This window comes from Devosia sp. CN2-171, assembly GCF_049354815.1.
GTDB lineage: Bacteria > Pseudomonadota > Alphaproteobacteria > Rhizobiales > Devosiaceae > Devosia_A.
Window position 1 is genome coordinate 185036 of record NZ_CP186479.1, and the last position, 17352, is coordinate 202387.

The 17352-nt window shown below is 65.1% G+C and carries 12 protein-coding genes; 3 read left to right on the forward strand and 9 right to left on the reverse strand.

The genetic code is table 11. The annotated features are described in order from the left end of the window. The first annotated feature begins 530 nt into the window (after positions 1 to 530). Together ACOYW5_RS00940 and ACOYW5_RS00945 are read left to right on the forward strand one after the other, a co-directional pair. Positions 531 to 1361 (forward strand): hypothetical protein, encoded by an 831-nt coding sequence (locus tag ACOYW5_RS00940; protein ID WP_423067397.1) that lies wholly within the window; start codon positions 531 to 533, stop codon positions 1359 to 1361. Positions 1362 to 1565: 204 nt separating this feature from the next. Continuing rightward, on the forward strand, positions 1566 to 3383 hold the full coding sequence (locus tag ACOYW5_RS00945; protein WP_423067398.1) for a hypothetical protein: 1818 nt from the start codon (positions 1566 to 1568) through the stop codon (positions 3381 to 3383). A 112-nt stretch (positions 3384 to 3495) separates the two neighbouring features. Here the strand turns inward: ACOYW5_RS00945 and ACOYW5_RS00950 are convergent, their stop codons facing one another. The 9 genes from ACOYW5_RS00950 to ACOYW5_RS00990 form a co-directional block, all read right to left on the reverse strand. Then, the gene (locus ACOYW5_RS00950) at positions 3496 to 5742 is read right to left on the reverse strand and encodes a GMC family oxidoreductase N-terminal domain-containing protein (RefSeq protein WP_423067399.1); all 2247 of its coding nucleotides are present in this window, start codon (positions 5740 to 5742) and stop codon (positions 3496 to 3498) included. Positions 5743 to 5987: 245 nt separating this feature from the next. Continuing rightward, positions 5988 to 6767, reverse strand: coding sequence for a metallophosphoesterase (locus ACOYW5_RS00955; RefSeq protein ID WP_423067400.1), 780 nt, complete (start codon positions 6765 to 6767; stop codon positions 5988 to 5990). A gap of 95 nt (positions 6768 to 6862) precedes the next feature. Continuing rightward, on the reverse strand, positions 6863 to 9988 hold the full coding sequence (locus ACOYW5_RS00960; RefSeq protein ID WP_423067401.1) for an efflux RND transporter permease subunit: 3126 nt from the start codon (positions 9986 to 9988) through the stop codon (positions 6863 to 6865). Beyond that, positions 9985 to 11196: an efflux RND transporter periplasmic adaptor subunit gene (locus ACOYW5_RS00965; RefSeq protein ID WP_423067402.1), complete on the reverse strand. Its 1212-nt coding sequence runs from the start codon at positions 11194 to 11196 to the stop codon at positions 9985 to 9987. The genes ACOYW5_RS00960 and ACOYW5_RS00965 overlap by 4 nt, the downstream gene beginning before the upstream one ends. Positions 11197 to 11524: 328 nt before the next feature. Beyond that, positions 11525 to 12364, reverse strand: a complete 840-nt coding sequence (locus tag ACOYW5_RS00970; protein ID WP_423067403.1) for a hypothetical protein — start codon at positions 12362 to 12364, stop codon at positions 11525 to 11527. A gap of 137 nt (positions 12365 to 12501) precedes the next feature. Further along, on the reverse strand, positions 12502 to 13152 hold the full coding sequence (locus ACOYW5_RS00975) for an ankyrin repeat domain-containing protein (RefSeq protein WP_423067404.1): 651 nt from the start codon (positions 13150 to 13152) through the stop codon (positions 12502 to 12504). 63 nt (positions 13153 to 13215) lie between these two features. Further along, on the reverse strand, positions 13216 to 14220 hold the full coding sequence (locus ACOYW5_RS00980) for a GlxA family transcriptional regulator (RefSeq protein ID WP_423067405.1): 1005 nt from the start codon (positions 14218 to 14220) through the stop codon (positions 13216 to 13218). Next, positions 14217 to 14792: a cysteine hydrolase family protein gene (locus tag ACOYW5_RS00985; protein ID WP_423067406.1), complete on the reverse strand. Its 576-nt coding sequence runs from the start codon at positions 14790 to 14792 to the stop codon at positions 14217 to 14219. The genes ACOYW5_RS00980 and ACOYW5_RS00985 overlap by 4 nt, the downstream gene beginning before the upstream one ends. Positions 14793 to 14890: 98 nt before the next feature. After that, a complete protein-coding gene (locus tag ACOYW5_RS00990; protein ID WP_423067407.1) occupies positions 14891 to 15091 on the reverse strand; it encodes a DUF2934 domain-containing protein in 201 nt (66 codons plus the stop codon). Positions 15092 to 15179: 88 nt separating this feature from the next. Here ACOYW5_RS00990 and ACOYW5_RS00995 point away from each other — a divergent pair, with 88 nt between their 5' ends. After that, positions 15180 to 17351, forward strand: a complete 2172-nt coding sequence (locus tag ACOYW5_RS00995; RefSeq protein ID WP_423067408.1) for an FdhF/YdeP family oxidoreductase — start codon at positions 15180 to 15182, stop codon at positions 17349 to 17351. The last annotated feature ends 1 nt before the right edge of the window (position 17352 follow it).

Genomic DNA, 17352 nt, shown 5'->3' on the forward strand with positions numbered 1-17352 from the left:
TGCCTGAAGTGCCGGTTCTGAGGCTGGTTCGGGCGGTGCGAGAGCGGCAGCCGCCTGCCGCCCGGCGCCGATGTTCATAACCGCGCGTGAGCTGTCAGCGTCCCGTCAGGTCCCTAAAACCAGCCCGTCGGGCCCCTTTCGGGCGGCGCGGCGTCAACCTGTCCTGACGGAAATTAACCCGGAAGTGCGGGTCTGCCGATGGTTTGGCCAGTCACAGAGCAGAAACGTCCGGAAAACTATGCGTCCACGACTAAGCGTTGGTCCGTATGTGGGCCAGAGCCAGCGCGCGGCATTGCGCATTGTACTCAAGCTTGAAGGTAATTGTCGGCAAACTACGCACATTTGCTGATCTGGATCACGACAATTCGCGGCTAAGTGTGATTGCGTATTTTGTGCAATTGTTCAAATTGACGTGCGAATCGTGCAACCAACGTCAAATTGATGGATGTTGCGAAACGAACTCTGACGTGACCCCATACATGCCTATACATCGACCAGCATTTGGGGGTCGAGGCACGAGGAGAAGGTCCATGAAGGGCAAGGTGCATGTGCTGCTGGCGTCGGTGTTCATCGTCGCCGGATTTGGAGTAGCTAGCTCGGCGATCGCTGGTGGGTTGCTCGGTGGGTTGAAAGACACCGTGAGCAACGTGACCAACACAGTGACCGATACTGTCACCGACACGGTCGACACAGTAGCCGACACGGTAGGCGGGGTGACCGGAACTACCGGCACCGGCGGCACCGGCACGAATGTCGGTGGCATCGCATCGCTCAACGACGATGGCGACGATGCCTTGGTCAATCTCGATGTTGGCGGCGACGGCAACGTGCTGAGTGCCGCTGTTGGTGGAAGCAACCCGCTGGTCAAGGCGGGCGTCTCCAGTACGGGCGTGATCAGCCTCGATCTGCTGGGTCTCGGCCTCGATGTCGATCTCGACCTCGACATCGTGAATCCGGACACCGGTGGCCCGAGCAATCCCGAGAATCCGAACAACCCGAATAACCCGAACGGGCCGATCCTGGTCGGCAGCCTCGGCGGCGGCGCGACGTTCCAGATCACCTGCGCGGTCAACAATACCAAGCAGCTGCTGCAGGTTGCGGCCAACGGCAAGATCACGGCGGCCGAGATCAAGGCCTGGCAGCGCTTCGCCAATGTGCAGATCATGCCGATCAAGCTCTGCCCCGCGGCCAAGAAGCAGGTGGCGCAGATCCTGGCCCGCAGCCAGAAGGTCAACCTCCTGCAGCGCGCGGTGATGCAGGATCAGCTGATCATGGCCTCGCTCAGCCGCACCAAGTATGACGCGGGTGACGTCGTCGCGGTGCAGAGGCAGAAGGGCCAGCTGGTGGTCTACGTCTACTGATCCTCCCGGACAGTCAGGACTTCGAGGGCGCGACATGTCGCGCCCTTTTTTTGCGCTGTTTTCAAATCCAAACAACCAACTACCAAATATAGTTTGATTGTAACAAATACGCATCTGCGCGTACGAAAGTGACGTCTAGCTGAAAGCCTCCTGTCAGGTTGGCGCGCTTAGTCTCCATGCTTAGAGTTGTAGAGGAGACTAATCATGAAATACCGGAAAATGGCCATTTTGGCTGGCTTCTTGCTTACCACCAGCGCGTTGACCACGGTGTCGAACGCGCAGGTTCTGGGTGGGCTGCTGGGTGGTAGCGATGACGGCGGCGTCGATGTCGGCGGCATCGTCAGTGTCGGCGACGGCAATGCCGGCAACGACTCGTTGGTCAATATTGGCCTGGGCACCGACGAAGACAGCTCGCTCGGCATCAATCTGGGCAGCGGCGATGGCGGCGGTGACGCCGATCTCGGCGTTGGCGATATCGGCCTTGATCTGGGCGGCGACGACGACGGCGATGGCAGCAATGACATCGGTCTTGATATCGGTGGTGGGGATGACAACGAAGTCGGTCTCGACCTCGGTGGCGGCGATGACGGGCTGCTCGGCGGGATTGTCGGCGGCGGTGATGGCGATGGCCTGCTGGGCGGCGTCCTCGGCGGCGGCGACGGTGACGGACTGCTCGGCGGTCTCGATCTCGGTGACGTCGACCTGGGCGACCTCGATCTCGGCCTCACCGGCGATGCCGGGCTGGTCGACGACCTGATCGGTGACGATGGCCTCGTCGGCGATCTCGATCTCGGCAATATCACGGGCGATGACGGCCTGCTCGGCGATCTCGACCTCGGTCTGGGTGACCTCACCGGCGATGATGGCCTGCTCGGCGACCTCGATCTGGGTCTGGGCGACCTCACCGGCGATGACGGCCTGCTCGGCGGTCTCGGTCTCGGTCTGGGCGACCTTACCGGCGACGACGGCCTGCTCGGCGACCTCGATCTGGGTCTGGGCGACCTTACCGGCGATGACGGCCTGCTTGGCGGCATCGGTCTCGGTCTGGGTGACCTCACCGGCGACGGCGGCCTGCTCGGCGATGAAGGTCTTGTCGCCGATCTCGGTCTCGATCTCAGCGACGACGGCCTGATCGCGGACCTCGGTCTCAATCTTGGTAGCGAGGACGGGCTCATCGCCGACCTCGGCCTCGACCTCACCGGCGATGATGGCCTGCTCGGCGGGATCGGTGTCAGCAACCTGCTCGGCGACAATCTGCTGGGCGACACAGGCCTGCTGGGTGACACCAGCCTCGACAACATTCTCAGCACCGATGGCCTGCTTGGTGCCGTAGATCTCAACAACCTGCTTGGCGACAATCTGCTCGGAGATACCGGTCTGGGTCTCGGTCTCGGCGACACGCTGTCCGGCCTCGATCTGTCCTCGCTGCAGCTCGCCGATCTTGGTGGGCTGGGCGTGGGTGACCTCGGGCTCGGCGGTGTCGATCTGGGCGGGCTCGGCCTGGGCGATCTGTTGAGTGATATCGACCTGAGCGGCCTGCTCGACCTAGGCGACATCAACATCGATCTGGGCGGCGACGGCGGCAACGGCCCCGGTGGTCCTGGTGGCCCCGGCGGTCCTGGTGGGCCGGGAGGTCCTGGTGGTCCCGGCGGTCCGGGAGGTCCCGGTGGCCCGGGCGGTAACGGTGGTGGTGGTGGTGCCGGTTTCGTGCGCGCAGCCAATGCGGTCTGCCCGATCGAAGACGCCAAGAAGATCATCGCCATGGCCGGCCAGGCCCAGATCAACCGCAGCATGGTCGTCGCCTGGCGCAATGCCAGGACCGTCAAGGTCGTGCCGGTGAAGGTCTGTGCCCAGCGCCGCGGCCAGGTCCAGCAGGTGCTGGCCAAGAGCGAGAAGGTGCGGGCGGTGCAGCAGATCATCGCCAGCAACCCGCGCCTCGCGGCGCAACTGGGTGGCTACCGTGCCGGCAACATCTTCGCCGCACAGCAGAGCGGCGGCCAGCTTACGGTCTACGTTTACTGAACTCGGGCAGCGCGCGGTGCGACCCGCGCGCTATCCGCAGGCCGTTCCGACCACGCCCCTGGTTGGAACAAAGGAGAGGGGCGCAGGCTTGTGGCTCACCTGCGCCCCTTATCTATTCCGGAATGCCGGCGATCAGCCGCTCCGAGAAGATCTTGGCGATGGTATAGATCGACTGCATCGGGTTGGCGCCCACCGAGGTGGGGAAGATGCTGCTGTCCATGACGTAGACATTGGGCACCTCCTCGCCATTGGCCGCCCAGAGGCGATGCTTCAGCGACACGACGCCCACACCCTTCGGTCCCATCTTGTTGGTCGCCTGCAGGTGCGCGGAGGTGAGGATGTTGCGGTTGGGGATGAACTTGAGGTTCTGGTCGATCAGGTCGGCCTGGGCGATGTCGGTGAAGGCGACGCCCACCATCGGATCGAAATCCGGCTGGCCCAGCAGGTTCTCGTTGGAGGGGATGATCACCTTGGTCGCGCCGGCGAGGAACATCATGCGCACGCCGATGGCGACGCCTGTACGGAACCTCGCCTTGTCGCTGTCGCTGAGGGTGTACTGCAGGATGGTGTCGCCGGTGGCGTCGAGGAGCACGCGGTTGTCGTCCGAGGGCGTGTCGACCAGCATGCAGCCGAAGCCGACATAATTGTTGAACCGGCTCATCTCCTCGTAGACCTGCTTGCCGCTGCCCATGACCAGCAGCGAGCCATAGGAGGGCAGCCCCGACATGGTCTCGTAGATGAAACCGGGCGAGGCGCCGAACGACGCGACATAGGTGGCGCTGTCGAGCCCCTCGAGCAGGTCGATGACCCGGTCGAACAGGCCGAGCAAGGGCACCGAGGGATGGAGGATCAGGCCATGGCCGATCCTGGGGTTCGCGACCTTCGTGTTAGCCTTGGCGGTATTGAGCAGCACCCGCGTCGTGCCGATCGTGCCGGCTGACAGCACCACGTTCTCGGCCGCAATCGTCACCGGCACCCCGGGCGGGATGCCGAGATTGGAGGGATCGGTGACGGTGTTCCGGAACTTGGTCCAGGGCACGGTCATGTGCAGGCTGACGCCGGTGGCGCGGAGGCCGCTGGCGTCGAACAGGATCTCGTCGACGGTGGCGTCGGGGATGACGCCCAGCGGGTTGTTGGTGTCGGCAAAGGCCGGATAGAGCAACTGCCGCGCCGCATCGAGCTTGTCGTTCACCGGCGAGGGGGAGGCGCCAACCGGGAAGCGGTTGAGGTGGTAGAGCGATGGATCGGCGCCATAGGCGGCCGCGCCGTCCCACAGCGCCTGGTTGTCGCTGTTGAGCTCGCTCTCGGCCAGCGTGCGCGTGCCGATGGCTTGGCGCACCCATTCGTAGGCGGTGGCAAGGTGCTCGGTCGAATAGTAGGTGCCGTCCATCAGGCCATCGGCGATCCAGCCGTTGATCCGCGTTTGCACCGTCGACTCGAGCGGCGAGAAAGCGAGGTCGATATTGACGGCGGAACCGCCGCCGAGCGTCTCACCGCTGCGGATGATCACCGCGTTGTCGGTCGTTGCGGCGATATCGTTCTTGTACATCAGGGCCGGATAGCTCCGCGTCGTCATCGAACCCCAGACGACAAACGGGCCCTTCTCGATCAATACGACACGCTTCCCCGCGGCCTGCAGCTGGCTCGCCACCGTGGCGCCGCCGGGCCCGCTGCCGATGACGAGATATTCGATCGGCCCATCGGCATGGATGATGGTCTTGTTCGCCGCATCGTAGGTCAGGCGGCTGGGCGCGATCGGCGGGGCGTTGAGCGCCTTGTAGACATCGGGGTTGCTGACGAAGACGGGTGGCGCGATGAAGTTAGCAAGCGGCTGGGCTAGTTTCAGGCCCCAGATCGAGGCGAGGTAGGCCTCGCGCAGGATCGAGGCGACTTCGGTCGACACCGGACCGGCGCTGCCCTCGAAGAGGAACGAGAACAGCGGCGCGCGCAGCGCGGGGGGCATGGCACCAAAGCCGCCTGATGTCTTGATGAACGCCTGCACCGCCTCATTGGGGGCGGTGCGCAAGCCGTCGTAGAAGGGCAGCAGCTGCGGCTTGGTGAAGCCCGTGAGCAGTTGGGCGACGGACATGGCCTCGAACTCGGCCAGCGTGTCGCTGCTGACCTCGGTGGCGAGCGTCGCGATCTCCTGTTCTGCGACCGGCGGCAGGCCGAGTTCGGAGAGTGGAAACCACAGGTCGAACAGCGCCTGGTGCGTCTTCTGGATGTCGGCCGGATTCACAGGCGGCGTCGATTGTGCCCATGAAGTCGACCACGAGGTCGCGGCAATGGCAGCCGCCAGCGACGCCATGAACTGGCGGCGATCGAGTTCGTGCACGCGAAAGTCAGGACGGTCAGCCATAGTCAGCCCCTCAGTTGAAAACCGGCGCGCGCAGAATTGGCGAGGCGCATAGCCACCAGTTCAATCTATCAGGAGCAGTGCTATGGCCTCGTTATGCTGGATGAACGGTTCACCGCTGCCGCTCTACTTCGCTAAAAGTACTTCGATCTTAAACTTCGGCTCCCGGGAATGATGCCGATCTGGTGAGAGGGCACACGAGCGGCAGGAACCGACTGCGAGGGAAGCATCCATCCCACGCCCCATGATCATCTGTGGGGCTGGTCGGTGGCCCTGATCGTCACTTCTAGAACTAGTGCCGGATCGAACTCGCGTCGATATTGCCGCTCAGGGAAGGCGTATCCACGCGGGTTGCTCACTATTCGCGTCGTGCCTCGCTGGTAGTCCACCGGGTCATGAATATGACCGTGCAGCCACAAGTCCGGACCGAAGTCGCCGTCGAACAGGTACTCCATTCTGCTTGCGTAGCACCACGACAGGCGCTTGTTTACATCGACGCTCTCGGCCAACGGTGCATGGTGTGTAACCACCACCGTCGTGCGTGCTGGCTGCTCTTCGAGCCTTGCACTCAAGAAACGGCGGGTATCGAAGTGGGCAGCGATCGTGTCCTCCGGGCGGAGGCTTTTGCGCTTTCCCGGCTGCTTGGTCGACCATCGCTTGATGCTCTTGTAGTCGTTCATGCCTCGACTTCCACGAGCTTCTGCAATGTGAGCGGCGGCCTCTCTGCCGTTACTCTGCAATTCATCGAGAGTGAGAGATGAATCGCCTGGCGCGACGTAGAAGTCATGGTTGCCCGGCACATACACAATCGGAACACCGGCGAAGCGCTCGGCAGCCCAATCGATGGATCGCGACAGCGGAACATCGATGTCGCCTGCTAGCACGACCACGTCGAAATCGTTGGGCGCCACACGCGTGGGGTCAAATCTGGTCAGAGCGTCTGAGCCATACACTGGGTCGCGAAGAAACTCCTGATGCAGATCTGATAATAACCAGATGCGTCTCGACCTTTGCTCCAACTTTTCCATATCTGGCAGTTTGTCAGCAGAGGGCGGACTACCGCAAGCCGTACGCTCACCCACCGCCCTAAACACGGGCGGAGGTAGCAGCGACCGATCGTGCCTCACTCCGCCGGCATCACCCCAGCCTCCGCCCGCTCCGCCTCGGCCAGTTCCCGCTGCAACCGCTCTTCCTCGACCGCCTTGGGCTTCGAGAATCCGCCCAGCAGGATGTACGCCACCGGCGTGAGGTAGAGCGTGGCGACGGCGGCGAGGCTGAGGCCGCCGACCATGATCCAGCCGAGCGCGGCGCGGGCTTCGGAGCCGGCGCCGCCGGCGATGATGAGCGGGACGCCGCCCAGCACCGTGGCGATCATGGTCATCACCACGGGGCGCAGGCGGATGTTGGCGGAGTTCTCCACGGCCTCCCGCACGCCCTGGCCGCGGTCGCGCAGCTGGTTGGCGAACTCGACGATGAGGATGCCGTTCTTGGCCATGATGCCGACGACGAGCACCAGCCCGATCTGGCTGTAGACGTTCATCGAGACGCCGGTGAGCAGCATGGCGAACACCGCGCAGGCGAGGCCGAACGGCACCGTCGCCATGACGATGATGGCGCTCCAGACGCTCTCGAACTGTGCCGCGAGCACCAGCAGGATCACGATCAGGGCGAAGCCGAAGGTGATGAGCAGGCCGTTATTGCTCTCGCCGAGCGTCTTGGCTTCGGCGAGCGGCACGATCGAGGCGCTGTCGGGCAGGAAAGGCTGGGCGATCGGTAGCGCCTCGGTATAGGCGTCGCCGAGGGCGAAGCCGTCACTCAGGGCTGCCGTTACGGTGACGGCGCGGCGCTGCTCCTCGCGGCCGAGCGAGGGGGCGATCGGCGCCTCGGTCATGGTCGCGATGGTCGACATCGGCACGTAGCGGCCGTCAGCAGTCTTGATGAAGATCGATTCGAGGTCGCCGGGGTCGTTCACCGGGTTGGCGGTCGAGACCATGCGGACGGAGTAGCTGGCATCGTTGATGAAGACCGTGCCGACGTTGGAGCCGTCGATCATCGCCTGCATGGTGGTGCCGAGGCCATCGATGTCGATGCCGAGCTGGGCCGCCTTGTCGCGATCGATGCTCAGGGTCATCTGCGGTTGCGTGGTCTCATAGTTGACCGAGACGCGGCCCCACTTTTCGTCCTTCTCCAGCTCGGATTTGATCTTCTGCGCCGCGTCGGCGAGTGTCTGGTAGTTGTCGCCGAGCAGGGCGAACTGCAGGCCCGAACCGCCGCCCCGGACGCCAAGGCTGTTGCCCTGACGGATGTTGGCGCGGACGCCGGGGACGCGGGTCAGGAGCTGCTGGACTTCGGCCGTGATCTGCTGCTGGCTGCGCTCGCGGTGCTCCCAATCGGCCAGCGTCATGATGATGAAGCCGGAGTTTGTGCTCGAGCCGAAGCCGGAGATCGAGAAGATGCTCGTTGCCTCACCGCTCGCCTTGTAGGGCTGCAGCATGTCCTCGATCTTCTGCATCTGCGTGCGGGTGAAATCGAGGCTGACGGTCGCCGGCGCGCTGACATTGATGGCGATCGAGGCGCGATCCTCGGGCGGGGTCAGCTCCTGCTTCAGCGTGCCGAACACGCCCCAGGCGGCGGCCGCGAAAACCACGGCGGCGACGACCACCACCAGCGGGTTATCGAGCGCGAGGTGGAGGGTACGGCGATAGATCCCGGCAAGCACGCCGCCGAAGCGCTCCAGCACATTGGGCGGCCGTTCGACATGCGGCTTCAGCATGCGCGAGGCGAGCATGGGGGCGAGCGACAGCGCCACCACGGCCGACAGGCCGACGGCGATGGCGAGGGTGAAGCCGAACTCCCGGAAGAGCAGGCCCGTCTGTCCCGGCAGGAACGAGATCGGGATGAACACCGCGGCCAGCGTCACGGTGGTGGCGATCACGGCGAAGAACACTTCCTGCGTGCCGAGCACTGCCGCGGCGCGTGGCCCGAGGCCCATGCCTCGTCGCCGGGTGATGTTCTCGAGCACGACGATCGCGTCGTCGACGACGAGGCCGGTGGCGATCACAAGGGCCAGCAAAGTCAGGATGTTGAGCGAGAATCCGAAGGCATAGATTCCGGCCACCGTGCCGATCAGGGCGACCGGCATGGTGAGCGCCGGGATGATTGTCGCGCGCCAGTCAAGCAGGAACAGGAAGATGATGACGATGACGCCAACCACGGCGATCAACAGCGAGCGCTCGACCTCGTGAATGGCGCCGGAGATGAACACCGACTCGTCGGAAGAGATCTTGATATCGACCTGCGGCAGCTGCGCGCGGAGGTCCTCCACCGCCTTGTGCACGCCCTCCGAGATCTGCACCGAGTTCGATTGCGCCTGGCGCACGATGCCCAGCCCGATGCCAGACTTGCCGTCCGAGCGCAGGCCGGAATTGGCGGCGCCGGCGGAAAAGACCACAGTCGCCACGTCGCCGAGCCTGGTGTTGTCCTTGATGACGATGTTCTCGAACTCTTCCGGCGTGTTCACCTCGGCAACGGCGCGGATGGCGATGTTCTGGTTGGCGCCGTTGAGCGAGCCGGCCGGGCTGTCGAAGGCCATGGTCGAGAGCGCGTTGCGGATGTCGCCGACCGTCAGCCCGAGGCTCGCGAGCTTGATCTGGTCGACATCGATGTCGAAGCTCTTGCTCTGAGTGCCGTTGACCTGCACGTCGGCGACGCCCGGAACGGCAGCGAGGCGCTCGGAAATGGTGCCATCGACCAGCTCGGTGAGCTCGTCCTTGCTCAGCGTGGCGGAGGTGACGGCGAGCTGGATGATGGCCTGCGCGTTCGAGTCCGCCTTCACGATAACAGGCGTGTCGGCATTGTCGGGCAGGCGGTTGGCGATGCGGCCGAGCGCGTCGCGGATATCGGAGGTGGCGTTGTCGAGGTTGGTGCCGTCGTTGAAGGTCATCGACACGCGGCTGCGGCCATAGGACGAGTCCGACGAGATCGAGGCTACGCCCTGGATGCGGGCGACGACGCCCTCGACTTCCGAGGTGATCTCGCGGTCGACGGTTTCGGCGGATGCGCCGGTGAAGGTGGTGTTGATCGAGAGGGTAGGGCGCTCGACGCTCGGCAACTCGCGGATTTCGACGCCGAAGAAGGCGGCGAGGCCCGCGACGATGATCAGGCAACTGACGACGATGGCGAGGACCGGCCGCCGCACAAACAGTCCCGCAATGGCGCCACCGCGCTCGTTCTGGGACTGGATGCTCACGACGGATTCCCCTGCGCCGGCTTGCCGCCTTCGCTTGCTGGCTCATCCAGCAAGCGCACGGTCGCGCCGGCGGTGAGCTGCTGCACGCCCTGGGTTACGACCTGGTCGCCCGGCTGCAGCTCGGCCTTGACCATCACGCCATCGGAGTTGCGCTGGATGATCTGCACGGGGACGCGCTCGACCTTGCCGTCGGCGAATTTCCACAGATAGCTGCCGGCGCTCGACCACTGGATGGCGAGCGGGTCGACGGCCGGGAACTGCTCACCGAGGAAACTAAGGCCGACCGAGAACGACATGCCGGGCTTGAGCCGCCCGTCGCCGTTAGGAATCTCGGCCTCGACCTTGAGCGTGCGGCTGGCGGTATCGATGCGGTTGTCGACGGCGCTCACCTCGCCGGCGATGTTCTCGCCCGGCAGCGCCACGGCCGTCGCCGTCAGCGGCATGCCCACAGCGACCGCCGAGGCGTAGCGCTCGGGGACCCAGAAGCTGACGCGAATCTCGGATGTATCCTCGATAGTGGTGACGACCGTCTGCGTGGTCACGGTGTTGCCCGCCGTCACCTGGAACAGGCCGACGGTGCCGGCAATCGGCGTGGTGATGGTGCGCTTCTGCAGCGCCAACTCGGCGTTCTGCTGCTCGAGCCGGGCATTGTTGTAGGCGAGCTGTGCGGCCGCGACCTGTACCGTGGTGGCGTTGTTGGCCTTGGCCAGTTCGTTAGTGCGGTTGAGCGACGTCTCGGCATCGGTGAAGGCGAGGGCGGCGCGCTCGGCGGCAATGCTCTCCGCGTCGGCATCGAGGTGGCCGATCACGGCGCCCGCCGCAACGGCGTCGCCGGGCTTCACCAGCAGCTCGGCGAGCGTGCCGCTGGCGGGCGAAATGACGGTGACCGAGCGGGTGGCGGCGCCTTCGCCGATGGCGGTCAGCTTGTCGTTGATGGTGGCCATCACCACCGGCGCCGTGACGACGACGAGAGCGCGATTGCCGCCGCGACCACCGGCACCGCCGCCCGGGCGCTGCCCGGCCTGAGCCGTCTGGCCACCGGCCGCGCCGGCCGTGGGACCCGGTCCGGTAGCCGCTTCGGCCTGCGGGGCCATGGGCAGGATGATGCCGATCTTGGCGAGGGTTTCCGGCGCGCCGGGGACAAAGAGGACGTAGGCGGCCGCGGCCGCTCCCACGATGACGAGCGAAACCAGCAATTGCCTAATCAAGTCAATATCCTGCGCAATCAGGTCCCGCCGGAAAAGGCGGGCGAACACAGGCGCGACGATAGCATCGGTACTTACCGAAGCACGTTAAATCCCTGTAACGTTGGGGTGATGACCGGCCAAGGGGCATCTCACGGTTTGTCTGAACCATCTCCGGCTGTCATCCCTGCGAACGCAGGGATCCATTTCTCCACCTGTGCCAGCTGCGAGTTGGATCCCAGCCTTCGCTGGGATGACAGCCGGTGGGGAAGGCCTGCTATGTGCCCTTTGCTCTGCTTAGGCATTTCACTGGCTCAACCAAGTAGTGAAACGTTCTGGTTCAGCGCCGAAATCACCAGCCCTTCTGCTGGATGAAGGCGGCAATGGAGCCGGCAACCGCCGACTGGCCGGCGGGGGTGAGTTCCAGTCCATCCGAGCGGGTTGCCGGGTCGGCAAGCGCAGCGGTCACGTCCAGGTAGTTGTCGGGGTATCTGGCTTTCAGCGCATCGTTGATCGCAGCGGTCGTCGCGGCGTCGGCTTCGGCTGGAACGCTCGCACTACCGTCGAGGTCGGCGACGTCGGAGATGACGATGAAGGCTGCAGCGGAGCCCCGGGCCTTTTCAACCATCGGTGCGAGGTCGGCCAGATACTGGTCGGGGCTTTCGTTGTCGGCGTGACGGTCCCAGATCACGGCGATGCGGCCGTCGTAACGGATATCAGCGAGCATGCGGGCGGCGATGGCTTTGCCGTCTTCGCCGGCTACGCCCTGCATGCTGACATGACGGCCGAGCAGCCGCGCGAGGTCGGAACCGAAGGTGCCGGACGAGAGGCTGTCGCCCCAGACCACGATGTTGCAGCGGTCGAAAGCGGAAGGACCCGCCGCCTCGCCGGCATCGATCTTGGTCCAGCGGGCAAGTTCGAGGTTGCGCAGGGTTTCGCCGGACGGGAGCGCCAGCAGGTCGCCCGAAATGAAGCCAGCGCCGGCCGGGGAGGTGACGGCGCAGAAGGCGCCGCGGTCGAAGCAGACCTCGACGGGCACGGTCGTGCCGGCGGGAACGGCGCCGATCTGGGCGAAATTCGGCCCGGGCGCCTGCCGTAGAATCGAGTTGGTGTTGGTCGTAACCGGGCATTCCTGCGCGAGCGCCGGTAATGACAGCAGCGCAAGCGCGGCCGCGCAGAAAAACTTAACCAAGGTGGCCTCCGTAACGGTCGGACCCTAGTTAAGGAACGATCTTGCTTCAATTGCGGACAGGCGATTGGCTGCCCACCGTTTCGCGCAGGACACAGTGGGGCGGTTGTCCTCCCCCGTAAACAGGGGAGTATCACCCCTTACCGATCGAGCCACTCGAGCTTTTCGGCGAGCCAGGTGTGGCCGGCCTTGCGCGCCAGTGCGGCGGCGTCTTCGCCCTTGGTGTTGGTATCGCCGACGCGCGCCCCGGCGAGGAGCAGCAGGCCGGCGATGGCGCCGTCGCCGTGCTGCGCGGCGGCGTGGAGCGGGGTGAAACCGTCGGCCTGCACCTGGTTAGGGTCAGCGCCGGCCAGAAGAAGCTTTTCCACCATGGTGGTGTTCCGCTTGGCGCAGGCGGCATGCAGGGCCGAGACTTTTTGCGGGTTCCGGGCCGCCGCATTGACGTCAGTGGTCAGGGGCAGCAGCAGGTCGAAGGCTTCGGCATTGTCGAAGAAAGCGGCCAGCGACAGGGGGGTGAAGCCGTCCTCCGAACGCTGGTTGGCATCCCAGCCGCCGGCAAGGGCGGCTTCGAGGCGCGCGCCGTCGCGGAGGATGATCGCCTCGTGCGGATCGAGCTGGGGCAGGTTGGCGCGGATGGCCGAGATGGCGCCGACATTGCCCATATAGGCAGCCCAGGCGACCAGCGACGCACCGGAAGGATGGCGTGTACCCACCAGCCCGGGATCGTGCGACAACGCCGCCCTCAGTCCCTCCAGATCGCCCTTTGCTACGAGGTCGAACGGATCGCTCATAGGGCGAGCATAAGCGTAGGCAACGCGCACTGGAAGTCCTCCCGACTGGCGGGAAGAACGCGGTTATGCGCTCGGCGTTCCGTGCGACTGACGCGTGGCGTTTGGCGGGATCGGACTGACCCGCCCCCAGGCGCGCCGCAACTGGCGCGACGAGGCGAAGCCGGCGCGTTCGGCCACCCGTTCCATGTCGAGCCGGGTCTCGGTGACGAGCTGCCGGGCGAGGGCGACGCGCAGGCGGTTGATGTAGTCGGGAATGCTCATGCCGGTGTGGTCGTTGAACAGGCGCGACAGGTGGCGCGGGCTGGCGATGGCGATCGATGCCAGCGTCTCGAGTGACCAGTTGCGCGCCGGCTCGGCCGTGATCGCATCCTGCACGCGGTGGACGGCAGGGTGGATGTGATTGCGCCCTTCGAGCCAGGGCGACAGCTGCGGGTCAGTGCCGGCGCGGCGCACGTAGACGACGAGGTAGCGCGCCACTGCGGCGGCCGTCGCTGGGCTCGTGAGCTGGCCGATGATGTGGAGCATCAAGTCGATGCCGGCGGTGATACCAGCACTGGTGTAGCGCTCGCCGTCCTCGACGTAGAGCCGGTTCTCGAGCACCCGCGCCGATGGATCGATCGCTGCGAGGTCGGCGCAATCGGAAAAGTGCGTGGTGCAGGCCCTGTCGGCGAGGAGGCCCGCACGCGCGGCGAGCAGTGCGCCTGCGCAGATGCAGACTAGGCGAATGCCCGGTCGTACGATCCCGCGTAGCCAGGTGACGATCTCGTCGGAACCCGCCTCCTCCGGCTCGATCGGATTGCCGGCCGAAAGCGGGTATTCGGAATGGCCGGATATGATGACCATGGCATCGGGCTCGATCGCATCGGGCAGGGGCTCGATGCCGGTCAGTCGAAGCCCGACCGAACTGGTCAGCTCGGGCAACGGGCCGACATAGCGGACATCGAACGCCACTTCCGCCTGCACGAGATTGGCGCCGCGCAGGGCCTCCATCGGCCCCGCGACGTCGAGCAGCAGTGTCCGCGCCGGCAGCACGCAATAGACCGGGATTCGGCGCGGCGCAGGGGTCATGCGGCGGCTGCCTTGGGGGCGAGTTCCAGCGCCTCGGCGATGGTGCAGACGCGGGCGAAGCGCCCGTCGAGCACGGCAGCGGTGCGGGCTTTCAGGTCCTCCACCGACCAGGTGCGCCCGGTCGCGTCGGTGAGGGCCATGGTATGGGTGGCTTCGGTCACATAGTCGACCCGCCAGCCGAGATCCGAGGCGTGGCGCGTCGTCGTTTCGCAGCACTGCTCGGTGCGGATGCCGGAGACGATCAGCCGGCGAATGCCATTCTCGGTCAGCCAGACATCGAGGCCCGAGCCGACGAGGGCGGAGTGACGGGTCTTGATGAACTCGGCGTCGACGTGGAGATCGGCGAGTTCGGCAAGCGGACGGACGAAGCCGGAGGCTTTCGAGAAGATGCCCTCGGGCTCAAGGTGCAGCACCCGCACCACCTTGTGGCCTGCGGCGATGGCGCCCTCGATCAGGCGCTTCTGGTTGGCGAGATAGGTCGCGTAGTCGGTCTCGAACCAGTTCTGGCGCTGGCGGAACGATTCCTGGGCGTCGATGATGAGAAGGGCGGTTTCGGTAGGATCACTGGTCATTTGGCGCATGCCTTTCGGTTGAACATGCGGCGAGCTTAGCCGCCGCACGCTATGCCGAAAGGCATGCCGCAGTCAAAGACCGGACAAAAAAGGACAGCCTATTCGATGGCAGTGAGGGCCGCGGCCGCGAAAGCCGGGCTCACTTCGCTGTCCGGCTCCAACGCGCCTCCCGCGGTCTCCTCGGCGAGCTGCCGCTCCGCGAGGAGCCAGAATTCCATATCCTGGTTCTCGGGCTGTCCGGCCTGTTCCCAAAGGGCGCGGGCACGGTCGCGGATCTGGTCGTCGCTGAGAGGTGTCATGGGCTCTTCCTCGGGGAACAAGGGCTGATGGGCTGCGGCCGCTTTGACGGACGCCGCACGGATGCTAGCGTGCTTGTAAGGAGTTCCCATGACTATCGACGACAAGCCCCGCATCGTTGGCGGCGGGCCCAAGAAGCTGCTCTACACGGTCGACACGATCCGCCGGATGGGCGTCGGCAAGGCGGCCAAGGCCCTGACGGCGCGTAATGCCTGCAAGGCCTGCGCCTATGGCATGGGCGGCCAGAGGGGCGGCATGACCAATGAGCTCGGCGAGTTTCCATCGGTCTGCAACAAGTCGGTGCAAGCGCAATCGACCGATATCCAGCCGGCCATCCCGAACGAGGCGTTCCTCCACCCGCTGAGCGACCTGCGCCAATTGAGCGGTCGCGAGATGGAGAAGCTCGGGCGGCTCAATACGCCGCTGTTCAAGGCGGCCGGCGCGGACCGGTTCGAGCCGGTGAACTGGGATTTCGCCATCGCGCACGCTGCGGCCCGGCTCAAGGCCACCGAGCCGGATCGCAGCTTCTTCTATTCCTCCGGCCGCTCGTCCAACGAGGCCGGCTTCGTGTTCCAGCTGCTGGCGCGGACCTGGGGGACCAACAACGTCAACAACTGCTCGTACTATTGCCACCAGGCGACCAGCGAGGGGCTGGCGACCACCATCGGCAAGGGCACGGCGACGGTGGAGCTCGAGGACCTGACCGGCGCCGACCTGATCTTCGTCATTGGCGCAAACCCGTCGTCCAACCACCCGCGCTTCATCCACATGCTGAAGCACTGCCGCGACCGGGGCGGGGACGTGATCGTCATCAACCCGGCGAAGGAACCGGGGCTGGTGAAGTTCGCCGTGCCGAAGTCGCCGACCTCGATGCTGACCGGCGGCACCGAGATCGCGTCCGACTATCTGCAGCCGCGGATCGGCACGGACCTGTGGCTGTTCAAGGGGCTGATGAAGGCCATTCTCGCCATGGGGGCGGAGGATCGCGCCTTCATCGATGCACACGTGGCAGACTTTCACGACCTGAAGGCAGACCTGGACGCACTTTCGATGGAGGAAGTGGCGTCGAGAACCTCGATTTCCATCTCGGCTTTGGAGCGCGTCGCCACCCGCTACGCCAATCGTCAGAACGTCGTCTTTGCCTGGGGCATGGGCATGACGCACCATGTCCACGGGGTCGAAAACGTCGAGGCCATCGCCAACCTGGCATTGCTTAGAGGTATGATCGGCAAGCGCTTTTCCGGCCTGCTGCCGCTGCGCGGTCACTCGAACGTGCAGGGCATCGGCACCATCGGCGTCAAGCCGGTGGTGTCGGAGCAGGTGTTCTCGGCGATGGAGCAGGCGTTCGGAATAAAGCTGAGCCGAAACAAAGGCTTGGACACGATGTCCTGCCTCGAATCCGCAACCCGCGGCGAGGTCGATGCGGCCGTGATCATGGGCGGCAACCTCTGGGGCGCCACCCCCGACACCGCCTTCGCCACCCGCGCCATGGAGGCCATCGGCTTCAAGCTGTTCCTGACGACCACGCTAAACCGCGGACATGTCAATGGGTTAGGCGACGGCGAGGTGCTCATCCTGCCCGTCACGGCGCGCGATGAGGAGTGGTCACCGACGACACAGGAGTCGATGTTCAACTATGTCCGCCTCTCGGACGGCGGCATCGAGCGGCTCGACAACGTCCGGCCCGAAACCGTGATCCTCTGCGACCTCGCGGCGCAACTTATCCCCGACAGCCCGGTACCCTTCGAGCGATTCAAGGAACACCGCCAAGTCCGTGAAGTCATTGCGAAAGTCGTGCCCGGGCTCGAGGAACTGGCGCACATCGACGTGGCCAAACGAGAGTTCCACGTGCGCAACCGGGTGATGCATACGCCGGACTTCTCCACGTCCGACCGCAAGGCACGTTTCGTCGTGACGCCGCTGCCGAAGGAGCCGGGCCAACTCACGCTGGCGACGGTTCGCTCCGAGGGGCAGTTCAACACCATCATCTACGAGGAACAGGACAGCTACCGGCTGAAAGCCGGGCGTGACGCGATCTTCCTCAACCGGACCGACATGCTGGAGTTCGGCGTAGGTGACGGGCAGCGCATCACAATTGCCTCCGATGCCGGGCGGATGGAGGGTGTGGCGACGGCCTTCGACCTGCCGCGAGGGTCGGCGCTGGCCTACTATCCTGAGGCCAACGTGCTGTGCGGTACGGCGGTCGATCCGCGCTCGCGCACGCCGGCGTTCAAATCGGTGCCGATCTGGATCGAGGCGTGAC